Annotated in this window: 14 protein-coding genes; 8 read left to right on the top strand and 6 right to left on the bottom strand. The window is 65.8% G+C overall.

Features of this window, described 5'->3' with window-relative positions:
• Positions 1 to 9: 9 nt before the first annotated feature.
• From LCI23_RS06550 to LCI23_RS06540, 3 genes are all read right to left on the bottom strand, one after another.
• Positions 10 to 1,338: a nucleotide sugar dehydrogenase gene (locus tag LCI23_RS06550; protein ID WP_224945559.1), complete on the bottom strand. Its 1,329-nt coding sequence runs from the start codon at positions 1,336 to 1,338 to the stop codon at positions 10 to 12.
• 37 nt (positions 1,339 to 1,375) lie between these two features.
• On the bottom strand, positions 1,376 to 3,286 hold the full coding sequence (locus tag LCI23_RS06545; protein WP_224945552.1) for a nucleoside-diphosphate sugar epimerase/dehydratase: 1,911 nt from the start codon (positions 3,284 to 3,286) through the stop codon (positions 1,376 to 1,378).
• 436 nt (positions 3,287 to 3,722) lie between these two features.
• Entirely contained in the window at positions 3,723 to 4,694 is a 972-nt protein-coding gene (locus LCI23_RS06540; RefSeq protein ID WP_224945550.1) for an N-acetylmuramoyl-L-alanine amidase-like domain-containing protein, read from the bottom strand.
• Positions 4,695 to 4,951: 257 nt separating this feature from the next.
• Here LCI23_RS06540 and LCI23_RS06535 point away from each other — a divergent pair, with 257 nt between their 5' ends.
• The 7 genes from LCI23_RS06535 to LCI23_RS06505 all read left to right on the top strand — a co-directional run bounded on the left by LCI23_RS06535 (position 4,952) and on the right by LCI23_RS06505 (position 11,754).
• Complete coding sequence (locus LCI23_RS06535; protein ID WP_224945549.1) at positions 4,952 to 7,951, top strand: TonB-dependent receptor; 3,000 nt, start codon at positions 4,952 to 4,954, stop codon at positions 7,949 to 7,951.
• Between the two features lie 284 nt (positions 7,952 to 8,235).
• Entirely contained in the window at positions 8,236 to 8,397 is a 162-nt protein-coding gene (locus LCI23_RS06530) for a hypothetical protein (RefSeq protein ID WP_224945545.1), read from the top strand.
• Between the two features lie 71 nt (positions 8,398 to 8,468).
• Entirely contained in the window at positions 8,469 to 8,642 is a 174-nt protein-coding gene (locus tag LCI23_RS06525) for a hypothetical protein (protein ID WP_224945543.1), read from the top strand.
• A gap of 191 nt (positions 8,643 to 8,833) precedes the next feature.
• A complete protein-coding gene (locus tag LCI23_RS06520; protein ID WP_224945541.1) occupies positions 8,834 to 9,226 on the top strand; it encodes a LiaI-LiaF-like domain-containing protein in 393 nt (130 codons plus the stop codon).
• On the top strand, positions 9,216 to 9,929 hold the full coding sequence (locus tag LCI23_RS06515) for a LiaI-LiaF-like domain-containing protein (RefSeq protein WP_224945539.1): 714 nt from the start codon (positions 9,216 to 9,218) through the stop codon (positions 9,927 to 9,929). The genes LCI23_RS06520 and LCI23_RS06515 overlap by 11 nt, the downstream gene beginning before the upstream one ends.
• 13 nt (positions 9,930 to 9,942) lie before the next feature.
• Positions 9,943 to 11,013 carry a histidine kinase gene (locus tag LCI23_RS06510; RefSeq protein ID WP_224945537.1) on the top strand — a complete coding sequence of 357 codons (1,071 nt, stop codon included), beginning with the start codon at positions 9,943 to 9,945 and terminating at the stop codon, positions 11,011 to 11,013.
• Between the two features lie 3 nt (positions 11,014 to 11,016).
• The gene (locus LCI23_RS06505) at positions 11,017 to 11,754 is read left to right on the top strand and encodes a LytTR family DNA-binding domain-containing protein (RefSeq protein WP_224945536.1); all 738 of its coding nucleotides are present in this window, start codon (positions 11,017 to 11,019) and stop codon (positions 11,752 to 11,754) included.
• Here the strand turns inward: LCI23_RS06505 and LCI23_RS06500 are convergent.
• The 3 genes from LCI23_RS06500 to LCI23_RS06490 form a co-directional block, all read right to left on the bottom strand.
• A complete protein-coding gene (locus LCI23_RS06500; protein WP_224945535.1) occupies positions 11,751 to 14,030 on the bottom strand; it encodes an ATP-dependent DNA helicase in 2,280 nt (759 codons plus the stop codon). The two genes, LCI23_RS06505 and LCI23_RS06500, sit on opposite strands and share 4 nt — an antisense overlap.
• A 10-nt stretch (positions 14,031 to 14,040) precedes the next feature.
• Positions 14,041 to 15,696 carry a VRR-NUC domain-containing protein gene (locus LCI23_RS06495; RefSeq protein ID WP_224945534.1) on the bottom strand — a complete coding sequence of 552 codons (1,656 nt, stop codon included), beginning with the start codon at positions 15,694 to 15,696 and terminating at the stop codon, positions 14,041 to 14,043.
• 113 nt (positions 15,697 to 15,809) lie between these two features.
• Positions 15,810 to 16,493 (bottom strand): hypothetical protein, encoded by a 684-nt coding sequence (locus tag LCI23_RS06490; RefSeq protein ID WP_224945533.1) that lies wholly within the window; start codon positions 16,491 to 16,493, stop codon positions 15,810 to 15,812.
• A 93-nt stretch (positions 16,494 to 16,586) separates the two neighbouring features.
• On the opposite strand from LCI23_RS06490, the gene LCI23_RS06485 reads away from it, so the two are divergent.
• A complete protein-coding gene (locus tag LCI23_RS06485; protein ID WP_224945532.1) occupies positions 16,587 to 17,441 on the top strand; it encodes a M15 family metallopeptidase in 855 nt (284 codons plus the stop codon).
• Positions 17,442 to 17,509 lie beyond the last annotated feature (68 nt).

Genomic DNA, 17,509 nt, shown 5'->3' with positions numbered 1-17,509 from the left:
CAACCGGGCTCAAGCCTTGACCACGTTCGGCAGGCGTTCGGCATAGACGCCGCGCGTGTCGACGATCAGATTCGCGTACTGGCGGATGAGTTCGTAGTCGAAGGCGCTGTGCGCGGTGGCCAGCAGCAGCAGGTCGTAGGAGGCGATCGTGTTCGGGTCCAAGGGCACACTGCTGAGCTCGAAGCGGTGTTCGCGCATGCGCGGGAAGCGGGGTACGTGCGGGTCGGAATAGTCGACACTGGCACCCTTGCGGCGCAGGATCTCCATCATGACCACCGAGGGCGACTCGCGCATGTCCTCGACGTCCTGCTTGTAGGCGATGCCGAGCACCAGGACCCGGCTGCCCATGATCGAGCGGCCGCGCTCGTTCAGGGCGTCGGCTACCTTGCCGACCACCCAGTTGGGCATGTCGCTGTTGATCTCGCCGGCCAGTTCGATGAAGCGTGTATGCACGCCGTACTCTCGCGCTTTCCAGGTGAGGTAGAAAGGGTCGATCGGGATGCAATGTCCGCCCAGGCCCGGGCCCGGATAGTAGGGCGTGAAACCGAAAGGCTTGGTAGCGGCCGCGCGGATGACCTCGTGGATGTCGAGGTCCATGCGGTCGGCAATGATCTTCATCTCGTTGACCAGGCCGATGTTCACGGCCCGATGGATGTTCTCGAGCAGTTTGGTGAGCTCGGCGGCGCGGGTCGAGCTCACCGGCACGACCCGCTCCACGGCTGCCTGGTACAGCGCCACGCCAGCTTCCAGGCAGGATGGCGTGCAGCCGCCACAGACCTTGGGAATGTCGCCTGTGCGGAACCGGGGATTTCCCGGATCTTCGCGCTCGGGAGAGAACACGAGGAACAGGTCGCTACCAATGGTGAAACCGCGCGACTCGAGCCGTGGGCGCAGCTCTTCCTCGGTGGTGCCGGGGTAGGTCGTGCTTTCCAGCGACACGACCTGGCCCTCCCGCACGTAGGGCAGCAAGGCATTCACGGTACCGAGCACATAGGACAGGTCGGGCTCGCGGAATGCGTTCAGCGGGGTCGGGACGCAGATGATCAGGGCATCCGCCTCGCCCGCGCGGGTGAAATCGGCGGTGGCTTCGAAGCCTTGTTCGCGCGCTGCGCAAATCGCCTTGGGCTCGATATGACGGATATAACTTTCCCCCCGATTCAGGCACTCGACCTTGTCGGTATCGATCTCGATGCCAAGCACCTTGAAACCCTGCGTCGCATAGCAGAGGGTCAGTGGCAGGCCCACGTAGCCGAGGCCGACAATGCCGATGATGGCACGTCGGTCCTGCAAGTTCGCCAGCAGCCGGACCAGATGAGGGGAGGTGTTTGCGTCGCGCATGTGTTTCCTCGTCGGTGAGTAACTATGGGGATAGGGCCTAGATACGGAAGGGCACGAACTTCTTGATCAGACTGGGCGCCGGGGCCTCCACCACGATATCCGGCGGCGCGATCGGCGAAGTCGGTACGTACTCGGCGACGATGGCCTTGACCATCGATTCGATCGTTCCGCGCTCGTGGGTTTCGCAGGCCATCATCAGGCAGGTGATGCAGGTCTCCAGCACGCTGGGACGCAATGCGCTTTCCTTCATCCGCATGATGCGTGGATGCTCGCTCGGAAACACGGTGCCCTCGGTGAGCAGTTCCTCATGCAATTTCTCGCCAGGGAACAAGCCGACGAACTGGATCTCGATGTCGCCCCGGGGGTTCTGGGGCGTGCGTTCCGTTAAGCCCGACATGGCGATCATGGTGCGGGCAAGATCGACGATCCTGACCGGCTCCCCCATGTCGAGGACGAACACGTCACCGCCCTTGGCCATGGCACCCGCCTGTATAACGAGCTGGGCCGCTTCAGCGATCAGCATGAAGTAGCGCGACACTTCCGGATGCGTGATCGTCAATGGACCGCCACGGGCGATCTGGCGCTGGAACAGCGGAATCACCGATCCGGAAGAGCCGAGGACATTGCCAAAGCGGACCATGCAGAAGGTGGTCTGGGCGCCATGACGCACGGATGCCGCCTGGAAGATCAGCTCGGCGATGCGCTTGCTGGCGCCCATGATATTGGTCGGCCGCACCGCCTTGTCGCTCGAAATCAGTACACAGGTTTCGACCTGGTGGCGGGCGGCGGCGCTGGCGACGACCTGGGCTCCCAGCACGTTGTTGCGTAATCCCTCGACGATATTCGTTTCCACCAGTGGCACGTGCTTGTAGGCGGCCGCGTGGTAAACCGTCTTGATCGTTCCTTCGCGAAGGATGCGTTCAACCAGGTCGCCGTTGCACACCGACCCGAGGTGGGCGTGGATTGCCAGGCCTGGAAAGCGCGCGCACAGTTCCTGGCGCACGGTGTAGAGGGCGTACTCCGAGTGGTCGAGCAGATGCAGCTGCTGGGGACTCAGGGTAACGATCTGGCGGCAAAGCTCACTGCCGATCGAGCCGCCGGCACCGGTCACGAGCACATTCTTGCCGCGCACGCAGCGTGCGAACAGGTCGAGCCTGGGCGGCACGGGTGGGCGCCCGAGCAGGTCTTCGAACCTGAGTTCGCGGATCGAACCGCGGCCCGGCGGACGGTCGTCGTGCAGGTCGACCAGGCGGCTCAGGATCTTGACCGCGACGCCGGCCTGGCCAAGGCGCTGCATGATGTCGCGCAGTCGCTCCGGCGGGGCGGTAGGCAGGGCGATGACGATGCTGCGAATGCCCTGGGACTTGACCACGTCGGCCAGGCGCATGGTGTCGAATACGCGCAGGCCTGCGATGGTGCGTTCATTCAGGGCGCGCTTGTCGTCGAAGAAGCATACCGGGCGGTATTCATCGCTGTGGCGCATCGCCTGCACCAGGCGGGCGCCGGCGTCTCCGGCACCATAGACCGCAACGGCGTCGGAGCTGGCGGTGCGTCGTCCCGCCTGTGCCCGCAGCAGGTTACGCAGACCGATGCGGGAAATGACGACATAGGAAAACACGACAAACCAGTAAATGGCCAGTGCGCTGCGGGGAAAGCGCGGTTCGTTCATTACCATTAATACGATATACACGCACAATATGGCGAATGCGAGCGCCGCGCCGGTAAAACTCAGCAGGCGCTGGTCGATAAAACGGATCACCGCCCGATATAGGTCGGATACCGAAAATGCGGCGATCGTGACGACCGTGACCAATGCATAGGAGGCGGGCCCGAAACTCCTTGCCAGCTGCAGGTCGCCGCCCCGCAGGATCATCGCGATCAGGAAGCAGGCAGGCAATGCCAGCAAATCGCAGACAACCATCAAGGTGATCTTGCTGATGCGGCTCATCGAGACCATTCGTGCGCACAGCTGGCCGGAACGGCCGGGTCGGAAGTTTGGCATGGCATCCGCTGCTGTCTGGAATTGAAATGAAGTGAAATTACTTAGTAATGGAAAGGCGCCCGTTAAATGCATAAACGGATTAATGCAAAAGAAAATGCATTTGGAATCGATGGGATTTATTGAATTTATTATCTGGCGCGCACTTCCAGATGCGCTTGACCTGACTCAACGGCCGGAATTGAATCATTTTGAAAAGCGAAAAATGGAGTATGGGGATACTGAGAAGAAATTGATTTGAAAATCTTTTTCTACCAATAATTGATTGGCGAAAAACGAGAATGGTGACCGGCGAGTGCCGGCCAGCGCGGGGGAGGAGGAGGTGCCCGGCGTACGCTGTGTCACGCCTGGGAACATGGCTGCCGGCCGATGCCGGCAGTGGGGATCAGTAGGCTGGACGTCCCGGCCGTGGCTGCGGCGCCATGGGCGGCACCACGATTTGTTCATTGAGTCGCAGGAACTTGAATCCGGCCAGGACCTGACCAGGCTTGCCGTCGCGCGCATTGCGCGCTTCCCGTTCGGCGGCGCGCGCGATGAAGGCGTCGAAGCTTTCCTCGCGTACCAGGGGCGCCTGCGAGTGGAGCAGGCGCCGTTCGCCATCCGGGCCAAGCACCACCAGGCCCACGTGCGAGGCCCAGTATTCGCCGTTGCGGGTCGAGATGACGTTGACGAAATCGCCTTCCTGCAGGCGACCGGCGACCGCCGCCACGCCTTCCTTCGCGACGTAGGGCTGGCGGCTGCTCTCGACCGGGAGCTCGCGCACCGTGTTGTGGCGCGTCCGCAGGAAGCGTGCGCGGTCCACTGTCATCGCATACGACGGCCCACCGGGGCCGGCCAGTTCGGCGCTGACATCGGTTACCAACCAGCGGTTGGCCACGTTCCAGTCCATCTCCGTGTAGTGGTTACGGGTGGCGACGCCGATCACGCCGTCTCGGTAGCGGATGCGCTGCAGCATCCAGAAGAATTCCTCCCACGACTGCGACAAGGCCATCGCATAAGTATGTTCCACGAATACAACACAGTCGCTTTCCTTCAAGCTGAACAGCGGTAGCATGTCGTGTATCTCGTAGGGAAACTCGCCCAGCAGGTGCAGCGAATAAGGCTGGCCCAGGTTCTTGCGGCCAATGGCCGCGATACGCTTGCGCAGGTCGGGCTCGCTAGCATGCATGTGGGCGATATAGCGGCCTGCTTCCTGCGGGCTCATCTGATAGATCTGCTTCTGCAGCACGGCAGCGAGCGGTGTCTCGGGAAGTGCGGCGGCAGGCGTGCCGGGGACGGTACTGGCACAGCCAACGAGGCAGGCGCCAGCGAGCAGCAGGCCGCTGAAGCGCAGGGTGAATGGCAGGGAATAGGGCATGGCAGGCAATGGCTCGCTGGCGTGGTCAACGCCTCGACCCTAGCATCGCCGGACGAGCCGGACCAATGAAATTTCGTTGATTCACCATAACTATCCCGGCAGGGCGGAACATGCATTCCTCGAAGTTATATAGGCTCGAAAACAAGTGATTATTCAGCAATGTTGACTTCATCAATACTCCCGGCATGGCGGCGTCCGCGTCCCGCTCATTCCTATTCCAATTGATTCACATCGCAGCGACAAACCAGGAGAAACCCATGTTCAAACAAAAGCCGCTCGCCGCGGCGGTATCGTTGGCGGTCTGGAGCCTGGCCACCGTGCCAGCCATTGCCCAGGACGCCCAGCCCGTCCCGATGCAGACCGTCGAGGTGACCGGCATCCGGGCCTCGATGGCCAAGTCGCTGGCCGTCAAGCGTGACGCGACCGCCAACGTCGAGGTCATCACGGCCGAGGACGTCGGCAAGATGCCGGACAAGAACCTGGCCGATTCGCTGCAGCGCCTTGCCGGCGTGGCCGTGCGCACCGACTACGACGAGGCCGAGAAGGTCTCGATGCGCGGCACCAACCCGGACATGTCGCTGATCATCTTCAATGGACATGCGGTCTCCAGCGCCGACTGGTACGTGGCCGACCAGGGCTCGAGCTCGCGCTCGACCAGCCTTTCCTTGATGCCGTCGCATGTGCTGAACCAGGCCATCGTGTACAAGACCTCGCAGGCCAACATCGTCGACGGCGGCCTGGCCGGCACCATCAACGTCACCACCCGCAAGCCGCTGTCGCAGAAGGAACGCGTGTCGGGCGTGATCAGCGTCGGCGGCAGCTATGTCGAACTGGCCGACAAGTACGCGCCGGACATGAATGGTTCGGTCACGTGGAAGAACGAAGCCAATACCTTCGGCGTGATCGCCTCGCTGTTCTCGGAAAAGCGCTTCGTGCGGCGCGACTCGGTGTCGCGCTTCGCCTACGGCACCAGCAGCGGCTGGGACGTGATCAATACCACGACCATGCTCGGCATTACCGATGCCTCCCTGGCCGGTACCGGCTACAAGGCCTCGGACCTGAATGGCGTGCGCCTGCCGGGTTCGATGAGCTCGGAGTTCGTGGAATCGGTGCGCGACCGCAAGGGCGGCATGATCGCGCTGCAGTACAAGCCGAACAACCAGCTTGACGTCAATCTCACCGGCTTCCATTCCTCGCTGGACGCGGACAACCACGGCCGCCTGACCTCGAGCGCGATCTACTCCATGCTGCTGGGTAAGAACCACCCGCTTGGCAACACCGGTGCCGCCGCGATCAATACCGCGGGTGTCGACGGCCAGCGCGTCTACGCCCAGATTCGCAACCCGGTGATCGTCAACGAGACCACCGTCTATGGCCACCAGCTGAAGGTGCTGAAGGCCGCCGACATCGTGTTCCCGGACGGGACCCCGCCGCAATACGTCGGCAACTCGGAAGGCTTCTTCCGCGACGGCGCCAACGCCACCAGTTCCTTCCTCGACCTGGATGCGAAATACCGTGTCAACGACGACCTCACCGTGAAAACCCTGCTGTCGGCCAGCCGCGGCGTCGGCAGGACCGATCTCGACCAGGGTCTGACCCTGGCCCGCTACGGCACCGGCATCTCGTACGCGCTGGGCGGCCTGCACGATGCGCCTTACGTCAAGTACCAGGGCGCCGGCAGCAACCAGCCGGGCCTGAATGCGGACGGCAGCGGCTACCGCATCGTGGACCGCGCCGCCTCCGGCATCCGCACCGAAGACAAGGAGTGGAGCGCCCAGTTCGACGCCGAGTACAAGCTCGGGCGTGGCGTGCTGCAGTCGCTGGAGAGCGGCGTGCGCATCGCGGAGCACAAGCGCACCAGCGGCCGCCGGGGCCCGGCCTTCCGCGCCGGCCTGATCGACGGCACCACGGGCGCCCTGACCCCGAGTGCGATCACCCCGACCACCGGCTGGGCGCCGTATCCGGGCGACTTCGGCGACGGCCTGGGCGGCGGCTTCTGGGACAACAGCGGCTTCACCTATACCCGCGAAGCGACCAAGGCCTACATCGCGGCCAATACCAAGGTCACCAGTCCGGAATGGGAGCGCCGCGTCAGTTCCGAGATCGACATGCGCGAGCGCCAGAGCGCCGGCTACCTGATGGCCAACCTGGAAGGCGAACGCTGGTCCGGCAACGTCGGCCTGCGCTTCGTGCGCACCAATGTCAAGGCCAACATCGTGACGCCGGTGGCGCCGCGCACCGCGTGCCTGCGGGTCGAGCCGGGCAAGCCTGCCGTGACCTGCGCCGCCTTCCCGGGCACCATCACCACCGCGGGCGACGCCGTTGCCTACTACGACGGCGTGCCGTTCAACCCGTCGTCGGGCACGATGTACTACAAGACTCCGACCGACCGCGACTTCGACAACTGGCTGCCGAGCGTGAACCTGCGCTACGAAATCACCAAGGACATGATCGGCCGCTTCGGCGCCAGCCGCACCATCGGTCGCCAGAACTACAACATCCTTGGCAGCGGCTTCGGCACGCCGACCTGCGACGCCAATGGCTGCCGCGTGACCGGCCCGAACCCTGACCTGGAGCCGATGACCGCGGATAACCTCGACCTGTCGTGGGGCTGGTACTTCGCCCCGCGTTCGGCGGTGACGGTGAGCGTGTTCCATTCGCGCCTGAAAGGTTATCCGAAGACTGGCGCCACCGCCGGATCGACGGTCGAACTGACCGACCCGCGCGACAACCAGGTCAAGACCTTCGCCATCAACACCGCCTCGCAGCAGGGCGCGAAGATCAGCGGCATCGAGCTGTCGTACGAACAGCCGTTCGGCAAGACCAATTTCGGCTTCACCTCGAACGTCAGCCGCGCCAAGACCAAGGTCGACGACGGCCGTCCGATGGTGGGGGCGTCCGAATGGGCCGGCAACCTGGGCCTGTACTACGAGGACGACAAGCTGTCGACGCGCCTGGTGGCGAACTACCGCGGCGACTACGTCAACAGCAGCACCGCGCCTTCGCCGACCGCCAACAGCCAGGGCCTGTCGACCATCAACGGCGTCCTGATGCCGACGGCGCCGACCTATGCCGATGGCGTGACCACGCTCGCGTTCAACCTGAACTACTACATCACGCAGAACATCGAGCTGGCCTTCAGCGCGACCAACCTGACCAACGCCAAGCGCGCCCAGTATCGCTACAGCGAACAGGAGCAGCAGAAGCTGGATGTCAGCGGCCGCCAGTACTTCCTGAACCTGCGCTACAAGTTCTGAGCGCTGGTGTAGTCCAGACCAGGGGAGCTTCGGCTCCCCTTTTTTCATGCAGCCGCCACGGCTTTCCATCCCGGCTCGCGCTTCTGTAGGAGAGGGCCTATCGAAAAGTGTGCGGCAGCTAACGGTGCTCAGCGCGCCGCAGCGCTACCATGGAGTCGTCCAAGTGAGGCACCTGTGCGGCAAACGCACGGTACCAACAGCTTGACAGGTTAGCCGGTCGCCTCGAGGACCGGCACCAACTCCGGCTGGCGCGTTGCGCCGGCCAAACGGGAGCGGAGGCCACCATGTCCGAGATCAAGCAGCCACCCAAGCACCTGGTACGCGAATACCTTGAGCGCCGTGCGCGCGACAGCGCGCCCCCGCCGACGCCGGAAGAAATCCGCCGCCAGCTGGGATGGGGCATGCTGATGCCGTCCGATCTCAAGATGGGCAGCAGCCGTTCCTGATTCATCCCTGATCCCTGCGCCAGGACGGCGCGGAACCTCACCGTGCAGACGGTGTCAACGAGGAGACCTTCATGACCAAGAGTATCGGCAACAAACACGAAGCACAACACCGCGGCAAGAAGGAGCGGCTCGAGATCCGCCGCACCAACATCGCGCGCGAAGCCGTCAAGATGGCCGAGGCCCGTGCCAAGTACCGCAACCAGGTCAAGGGCCGCCCGCAGATGGAACTGTCCGCCCAGGCCTGAAGCCTGCCTGTCGAGGCCGTCAACTCAGCCCAAACGGCCCGCCCTTCGAGCGGGCTTTTTTTCGCCATCGCCGTCCGCCGACTTCTTCGCCATTCACCGGCGCTGCGCCGCCGTTCGCCGAAAGGCGCTTTCACGCTCCCCGGCGCTCCGGTATCGTGTGTCCATTCCAACGACACATGAGGAGTCGCGCAATGCACACCGATGAAGACGCATACCGCTCGCGCAAGCAGGCGGTCTGGGGAATCCTGATGATCGTGATCGGCACGGTCATCCTGCTCGACCGGCTCGACTACATCGATGCCGGCGCCTACTGGCGCTACACCCCGCTGCTGCTGGTGATCGTGGGGATCAACCAGGCGATCGGCTCTCCAGCCGTGCGCGAATTCGGCAACGGCCTGTGGACCATCTTCATCGGCCTGTGGCTGTTCGCCTGCTTCACGCACCTGTTCGGCCTGAACTTCCGTAACAGCTGGCCGCTGTTCCTGCTGGCCTGGGGCGTCAAGCTGCTGTGCCAGCCGTTGCTGGAACGGCGTCTCGCGCCGCCTTCCGGCGCACATCGCCCGGAGCACAAGCATGAAGGATAATCTCAAGTCGCGCGGCGTGACCGCGCAAGTGGTGCTCGGCCTGTCCGTGATCGTGCTGGGGGTGCTGTTCCTGCTCGGGAACCTCGACATCATCGAGACGCGCCGCGTCCTGGGCTTCTGGCCCGCCGTGTTCGTCATCGCCGGCATCGTCAAGCTGTACGACACGCAGTCGCGCGGCGGCCAGCTGCTGGGAGGCGGTCTGGTGGCGCTCGGGATCCTGCTGACCCTGGACCGGATGGACATCATCGATTTCAACGTGCATACCATGTGGCCGCTGTTCTTCATCGGCTTCGGCGCCTACACGCTGTACACTGCGCGTACCGGACGGCGCCGCATCATGATCGACGGCGTCAAGGGCGAGAACGACCTGGGGGACGAGGGCGTGGTGGATATCACGGCGATCCTGGGCGGCTTCGAGCGGCGCGTGTTCACCCCGGACTTCCGCGGCGGCGAAGTCACCGCCTTCATGGGCGGCTGCTCGCTCGACCTGCGTGCATCCTCGATCCAGGGCGAGGCGGTGCTGAACGTGTTCGCCTTCTGGGGCGGCGTGACCCTGAAGGTGCCGCCCGACTGGACCGTGATCCTGAATGGCACGCCGATCATGGGCGGCTTCGAGGAAAAGACCATCGCGCCGCCCGACAACAGCAAGCGCCTGATCGTCCGTGGCTACGCGATCATGGGTGGCGTCGAGGTGCGCAACTGATGGCGGGGACGCGGTGAGCGGTGGCTCCTGGACGCGTCGCGGCGTCGCACTCTACCTGCTGGCCTGGCTGCTGCTGGGCCTTCTGCTGGCAGGCCTGATTGTCGCCGGCGCCGGCCCCGGACCGGTGGCCGCCCTCCTGTTCGCGCTCCCGTTGGCGCTGTTCTATGCCTGTGCCTGCGGCTTCTCGGCCTACTACCTGTGCCGTGCCTATCCGCTGGCCCAGCGCTCGTTGTGGGCGGTGCTGTCTGTGTTCTTCTGCGGCGGCCTGGGCGCGGCGCTGCTGTGGTGCGCGGCCGGCAGCGCCTGGGCCGCGCTGTGCGCCCTGGTCCTGCCGCAGGGCGCGGCGCTGGTGATCACGCGGCCCTTCGCCGTCATCATGCTGGGTATCGGCATGCTGCTGTACTGGATGACTGCGGTGGCGCACTACCTGGTACTGGAATTCGAGCGCACGCGCCGCGCCGAGACGCGCGAGCTGGAATCGCGCCTGCTGGCGCAGGATGCGGAACTGCGCATGCTGCGCACCCAGGTCGATCCGCACTTCCTGTTCAACAGCCTGAACTCGATCAGCGCGCTGACCGCGATCGATGCCGGCGGGGCGCGCGACATGACGCTGCAACTGGCCGGATTCTTCCGCCAGACGCTGGGACTGGAGGCGCACCGCAAGGTCAGCCTGGAGGAGGAACTCGCACTGCTCGGGTGCTTCGTCGAGATCGAACAGGTGCGCTTCGGTCCGCGCCTGGCCTTCGAGCAGCAGGTGGGGGAGGGCGCAGGCAGCTGCCTGCTGCCGCCGATGATCCTGCAGCCGCTGGTGGAAAACGCGGTCAAGCACGGCATCGGCCAGCGGCTGGAGGGCGGCAGCATCCGTGTCTGCGCCGAGCGCGCCGGTTCGCTGCTGCGGATCCGTGTCGAGAACGACGCCGATCCGGAAGAGGGCGCAGCTCCCGCCGGAAGAGGCATCGGGCTGGTCAACGTACGCCAGCGCCTGGCGGCGGCCTATGGCAGGGAAGCCAGCGTGCACTGGGCACGCATGGACGATCGATTCCGGGTGGACCTGGTGCTGCCCGCCGAGACGGAAAGAGAGTAGAAGATGCGCGTACTGATCGTTGACGATGAACACCTGGCGCGCGCCCTGTTGCGCGAATACCTGTCCGCCCATCCCGATCTCGAGATCGTGGGCGAATGCGCGAACGGATTCGAAGCCGTCAAGGCGATCGGCGAGCTGGCGCCGGAACTCGTCTTCCTCGACATCCAGATGCCCAAGCTGGATGGCTTCGAGGTGGTCGAACTGGCCGGGAACACGGCGCCCGGCGCGCCGCACTACATCTTCGCCACCGCCTACGACCAGTTCGCGCTGAAGGCCTTCGAGGTGCATGCGATCGACTACCTGCTCAAGCCCTTCAGCCGCGAGCGCCTGGCCCAGGCGCTGGCGCATGCGCGGGCGCGGCGGCCGCAGGCGCAACTGGATGCAGTGGTCAGCGAGGCGGCAGTGCGCCGCGGTTACCTGGAGCGGGTGCTGATCAAGGAGGGCGCGCGGGTGCACGTGGTGGCAAGCGCCGGTATCGACTACATCGAGGCGCAGGACGACTACGTGCAGGTGATGGCAGGCGGGCGCGCCCATCTCAAGAACCAGCGCATGTCCGAGCTCGAGGCCCAGCTCGACCCGCAGGTCTTCATCCGCATCCACCGCTCCTACATCGTCAACGTGGGCACGATCGCACGCATCGAACCGGCCAGCAAGGACAACTACTGCGCGGTGCTCAAGGACGGCACCCGGCTGCCGATCAGCCGCAGCGGCTACCAGAGAGTGCGCGAGCTGATGCGCTAGGTGGCAATGGTGGATCCGGCGGGACGGTTGTCCACGTCCCACCACGCGGGCAGCAGGGCGCGCACTTCAGCGCGCGCGAAGCGGTCGTCGATCAGCCACACTACCCCATGGTCGGTTTCGGTCCGGATCACCCGGCCGGCGGCCTGCACCACCTTCTGCATGCCGGGATACAGGTAAGTGTAGTCGTAGCCGGCGCCGAACATCGCTCCCATCCGTTCGCGCAGCTGCTCGTTCACCGGATTCACCTGCGGCAGGCCGAGCGTCGCCACGAAGGCGCCGATCAGGCGTTCGCCGGGCAGGTCGATGCCTTCGCCAAAAGAGCCGCCCAGCACCGCGAAGCCGACCCCGCGCCCGCCGGGCACGAAGCGCGCCAGGAACCCGGCGCGCTCCGCCTCGCTCATGCGCCGTTCCTGGCGCCAGGCGGGCACCTGCGGATGGCGCGCCGCCAGCTGCGCCAGTACCTGTTCCAGGTAGTCGAAGCTGCTGAAGAAGGCCAGGTAGTTGCCTTCGCGCGCCAGGTACTGGCGTGCGATCAGGTCGGCGATCGGCACCAGCGAGGCGGCGCGCTGCTGGTAGCGGGTCGAGATGCCGGTGGCAACGTGGACCTCGAGCTGGCTGGCACTGAAAGGCGAGGCGACATCGGCCCAGGCGGTGTCGGGCGGCATGCCAAGCAGGTCGCAAAAATAATGCCAGGGACCGAGGGTGGCCGAGAACAGGGTCGCCGAATGCGCCCCGGCGAAGCGCGGCGCCAGGAAGGGTGCCGGCACGACGTTGCGGATGCTGATGGTCGAATCGCGCACCCCGGCACGCGCCAGGTCGCACAGGGAATGGTCGCCGAAGGATTCCGCCAGGCGGATGAACCCGAGGGCGTCGAAGTAAAAACGCTGCAGCTCCGGATCAAGCGGTCCGGGGAACTCGGCCAGGAAATCGTTGACGGTGCTGGTCGCGCTCTGGAGCGCGTCCAGCAGCTTGCCCGGCAGCGCGGGCAGCACCTGGTAGGGCGCCGGGGCGTCCTTGTCGACGCCGGTCCAGGCACGGCCGACACGCTCCAGCGCCTTCCTGACCGGCTCCGGCGCATTCGCCCGCGCCGCGCGCAGGCCGGTGCGATCCAGCTCCACGCTGTACATGGCGCGTGCGCGGGCGACCATGTTGTGGGCTTCGTCCACCAGCACGCTGGCACGCCAGCCGTTGGACTGCGCCAGCGCGAACAGCATGGCGCCGCCGTCGAAATAGTAGTTGTAGTCGCCCACCACCATGTCGCTCCAGCGCGCCATCTCGCCGCCAAGGTAATAGGGACAGACGTCGTGCGCCAGCGCCAGCGCGCGCAGCGCTTCGCGGTCCAGCAAGGTCGTAGCGGCGGCCTGCGCTGCAGCCGCGCGTGCCGCCGGCAGGCGGTCATAGAAGCCCCTGGCAAGGGGGCAGGACTCGCCCTGGCAGGCCTTGTCCGGATGCTCGCAGGCCTTGTCGCGGGCGCTCAGTTCGAGCACCCGCAGCGCAATCGTGCGGCCCGCACCCAGGCTGGCCGCCGCGTCCAGCGCCAGACGCCGCCCCGGTGTCTTGGCCGCCAGGAAGAACAGCTTGTCCAGTCCCTGCTCAGGCAGCGCCTTCAGCGCCGGGAACAGGCTGCCGACCGTCTTGCCGATTCCGGTCGGCGCCTGCGCCAGCAGGCAGCGTCCGCTGGCATTGGCGCGATAGACGTTCTCGGCCAGCTGGCGCTGGCCGGGACGGAAATCGGCATGCGGAAAGCGCAGGGCGGCCAGGGAGCTGTCTCGTTTTGCGCGGTGTGCCGCTTCGCTGCGGGCCCAGTCCGAGAAGCGCTCGCACAACCCGGCGAACAGGGCGGCCAGTGCCGGCGCGTCCTGTGTTTCGCGCAGCACCGTTTCCTGGCCGCTGCCGATCTCGTAGTAGACCAGCGCCAGGTGGATCCGGTCCAGGCCCAGCTGGCGGCACAGCAGGTGGCCATAGACGCGCACCTGGGCCCAGTGCAGGTGGCGGTGGTTGTCGGGAATGGAGGCGAACTTGCCGCGGTAGGTCTTGATCTCCTCGACCAGGTTCTGGTCAGGATCGTAGCCGTCGGCCCGTCCGCGCACCTGCAGATCGCCCCAGCCGCCCTCGAGCGCCACTTCGCTGCGGTAGCCCGCACCGCGCCGGGCTTGTACCGCCGCATGGCCGGCGATGCCTTCCTGGGCGCTGGGCGAAGGCGTGAATCGCTGGTCGAGGTCGCCCTGCTTGGCGGTGAACTCGCACAGGGCGCGCACCGCCACCGTGTACGTCACGCGCGCGCCTTCATGCGGCCTGCTCCCACTGCAGGTAGCACACCGCGACCGGCATCCCGTGCGCGGCGCAGTAGTCGATCCAGCGCAGCTGGTTGTCCTGCAGGCGGTCGCCCGGGCCCTTCACCTCGATCATGATATAGCGTCCTTCGGCCGGCCAGAACTGGATCAGGTCGGGGAAGCCGGTATGGTTGGCCCGCACGTCAGCCAGGATCCGTTCGCACCACTTGCGCAGGTGGGCGGCCGGGATGCAGGCCAGGGCCAGCTCCAGCAGTTCCTCATTCAGGGCGCCCCAGTAGACGAAGGGCGATGCAATGCCGGCCTTCTCGCGGTAGGTGCGGCGGATGCTGTCGCGGTAGCTGCCATCGTCCAGCTCGGCCAGGCAGGCCCCGAACTCGGCGCTGCGGCGCTGGTGGAAATCCGGGCTGTAGAGGTCGGCAGGGCCGCGGTGAAAAGGGTGGAAGAAGGCGCCCGGGATGGCGGCGAACACGGCGCGCCAGCACAGCAGGCCGAACAGGGAGTTGGCGAGCGCGTTTTCCACATAGAACACGGGCGCCTCGCCGCGTTCCAGGTGCGCGCGCACGACCCCTTCGACCCACCATTCACCGCTTGGCATCGGCAGGCGCAGGTCGAGGCGTTCGATAGGCGCGGCGCGGCGCGCCGGTAGCCTGGCATGGCCCAGGCGGCGCGCCAGGCGCGGGCCGATGCGCGCCAGGTGCTGGCGTTCGGCCTCGCTCTCCGGCGCGGCCTGGGCCAGCTGGAACAGCGCATAGGCCTCGTCGAACCGCTCGTGTTTTTCGAGCACGCGGATGGCGCGCCCGCGCGCGCCTGGAAAGCGGCAGCGCGTGTAGAGGGCATGTGCGTTGTCCCAGTCCTTCAGTTTTTCGTAGCCCTGGGCGAGCTGGAACAGGAGTTTTTCGCGGCGGCCGGCCAGCCAGTCATTGTCGAACGCGTGCGCGGGCAGGTCGCGCACGACGTCGTCGAGCGCTTCGCCGGCGCGGAAGCGCTCCTTGCAGGCATGCAGGCGCAGGTAGTGGTCGACGTCGGCGCGTGAACGGAATCCACGCGAGGCCTGCGAGATGTCGACCTGCTCGAAACGGAACATGCCTAGGTCGGACAGCACGAATTCGGTCCAGTCCTGGCTCAGGTTGCCGAAGAAAATCAGGCGCAGGCGCTCGCACAGCGGTTTGACCAGGATGCGCACGAGCGGCTCCGGGCTGTCCGGGCGCCAGGCCGAGTAGGGGCGGCTGTCGCCGAGTGTCGGGCGCAGGGCTTCCAGCTGCTCGGCCTTGCGCGCGTTTTTCAGCTGGGGCGTTGCCAGGTGCGCGCGGAAGGCTGCGGCAAGCTCGGGCTTGGACAGGAGGTCGAACAGCTCGTCGAGTGCCAAGACCGGGTCGGACTCGACCCAGCCCGCCGCCAGTAGTGGGGTGAAGGCTTCGACCGGACAGCCGATCTCGGGATAGTCCAGCTTGCTGGCGCGGAAGAGGTCGCCCTTGCGCATCACCATCCGCACGAACAGGGCGCGTGCGTTTCGCGGCTGGGCTGGAAAAGCGCCGATAAAGGCCAGCTCCTTCTCGTCGAGCAGGTCGCGATATCGTTCACCAATCCAGTCAAGAACGCGCTGGAAATTGTCCAGATAATAAAAATCGTTTTCCAGAACCCTGATCATCTCGTATTGCCATACTGTGCTTATGTACAGTATACGCCTTGATGATGGCAATAGCCCAGCAGTATCAGGTTTTTTCGCCTGCTTTTCCCTTGCGTTGCGTGATTTTCACCACGCTAGCGGCGTGGCGTACGCGGGCGACACGCGCCGTTCGGGCACAGCAGTTCGGTCGCCGCCGAACCTGGCGCGGCGTGGCCGTTGGCGTGGGTGATGACGGCCGAGATCAGGAGCACGTCCGGGTCGGGCGCTTCGGCAGCCCGGCCGGGAATCGCGCTGCGCAGTGGCCTGGACGGACGCGGGCGCACCGTGTTGCTGGCCAGTGACAGGGGGCTTGGCCTGGCGACCGGTGCGGGCGGGCAGGCGGCCGGATCCGAACTGGCCTGGATCAGCGGCCGGGAGGGCAGGAGGTCGGTGATGACGGCGGGCGCCGGCGGCTCGGCCGCAGCCATGGCCGGCTTGAGCAGGCGCAGCGGTGGCGCGCCATCATCATGGAGCGGCTGGTCCACGATAGCAGCGCCGGCCGGCCGGACAGGCGGCACGACGGGAGCTTGCCGCAGGTGCGCGGGCGCGGCCTTGGCGAGGTCCGGGTGACCGGCGCGTTGGCCCTGCCTGTCGGCAGCCATCCACGCCAGCGTGCCAGCCACGGCCAGCACCAGCGCGGCCCCCGCGCCGTAGCGAGCCAGGCGTGGATGCGCCACGCCAACGCCGCGCCCGCCGCCACGCTCGCGTTCGAGCATCGCCAGGATGCTGTCTTCGCCGCGGGTACCGGCGCGGCGCACCGCCATCAGGTTCGGACGCATGGGCTCGGCTTGATTTTGGTCTGTGGGCTGCACGGCAATACTCCTAAGATGGGATGCTGTCTACGCTGATTAGAAGCAATCCTGGAGCAAGCGATGCTGATTTTTCTCGCCCTTCTGTACTTTTGTCTGGCGACGGCCGCGATCGGACTGGCCCTGTTCCCGTACGGCCGCGGCTTGCTGGCACGCGGGCTGAGTGCACTGTTCAGGAAGACGGCACGCGGCATGTCGGAGCGCGTCCTTGGCTGGCGCATCGCTGCCAGCCAGCGTGGACAGCGGCTGCGCGCCGGGATGCCGCAAGCTTTCCGGCAGGGGGCCCTCGATTCTCTTCGGCGTCACCGCGTCGCCTGCGCGATCGGGCTGCCGGCAGTACTGATTCCCTCGCTGCTGGCGCTGGTTCTCAGCAGCCCAGCCATGCTGCCCGGCTACGAGGAAGCCTATGTCGCACCCGATGCCCAGGTGGCCGCATTGCTGCAGGGCGAACGGCTGGTCCCGCCGGTGGCGCTGCCGCCGATGGCATTCACCACCGCGGAGGTGGAACTGGTGCGGCCAATGCTGGTAGGCGCGAGCCGCAACTGGGGCCTGCTGCATCCTGATTTCAGCCAGCGCCTGCTGTTGGCTTTCAAGATCATGAAGGAACGGCATGGCTATGACATGGCATTGCTGGAAGGCTACCGCAGCCCGGCACGCCAGGACGCACTGGCGAGGGCCGGCAGCCACGTCACCAATGCGCGCGCCTACCAAAGCTGGCACCAGTACGGACTGGCGGCCGATTGCGCCTTCTGGCGCGATGGAAAGCTGGTGATATCCGAGAAGGACCCCTGGGCCATGCGCGGCTACCAGCTGTACGGCGAGGTGGCAGAATCGCTCGGCCTGACCTGGGGCGGACACTGGAAGCTGCGGGACTTTGGTCACACGGAACTGCGGCTGCGCGGGGTCATGCGGCGCTGACAGCCGAACCCGACCGGGCAAGGTTTGCGGCGCCGCAAACGTGGCCGGCTGGCGGCATGCGAGCATTT

Origin of the sequence: Massilia sp. MS-15 (assembly GCF_020176695.1) — a bacterium.
Classification (GTDB): domain Bacteria; phylum Pseudomonadota; class Gammaproteobacteria; order Burkholderiales; family Burkholderiaceae_D; genus Telluria; species Telluria hydrophila.
This window is presented reverse-complemented; position numbering and strand designations above follow the sequence as displayed.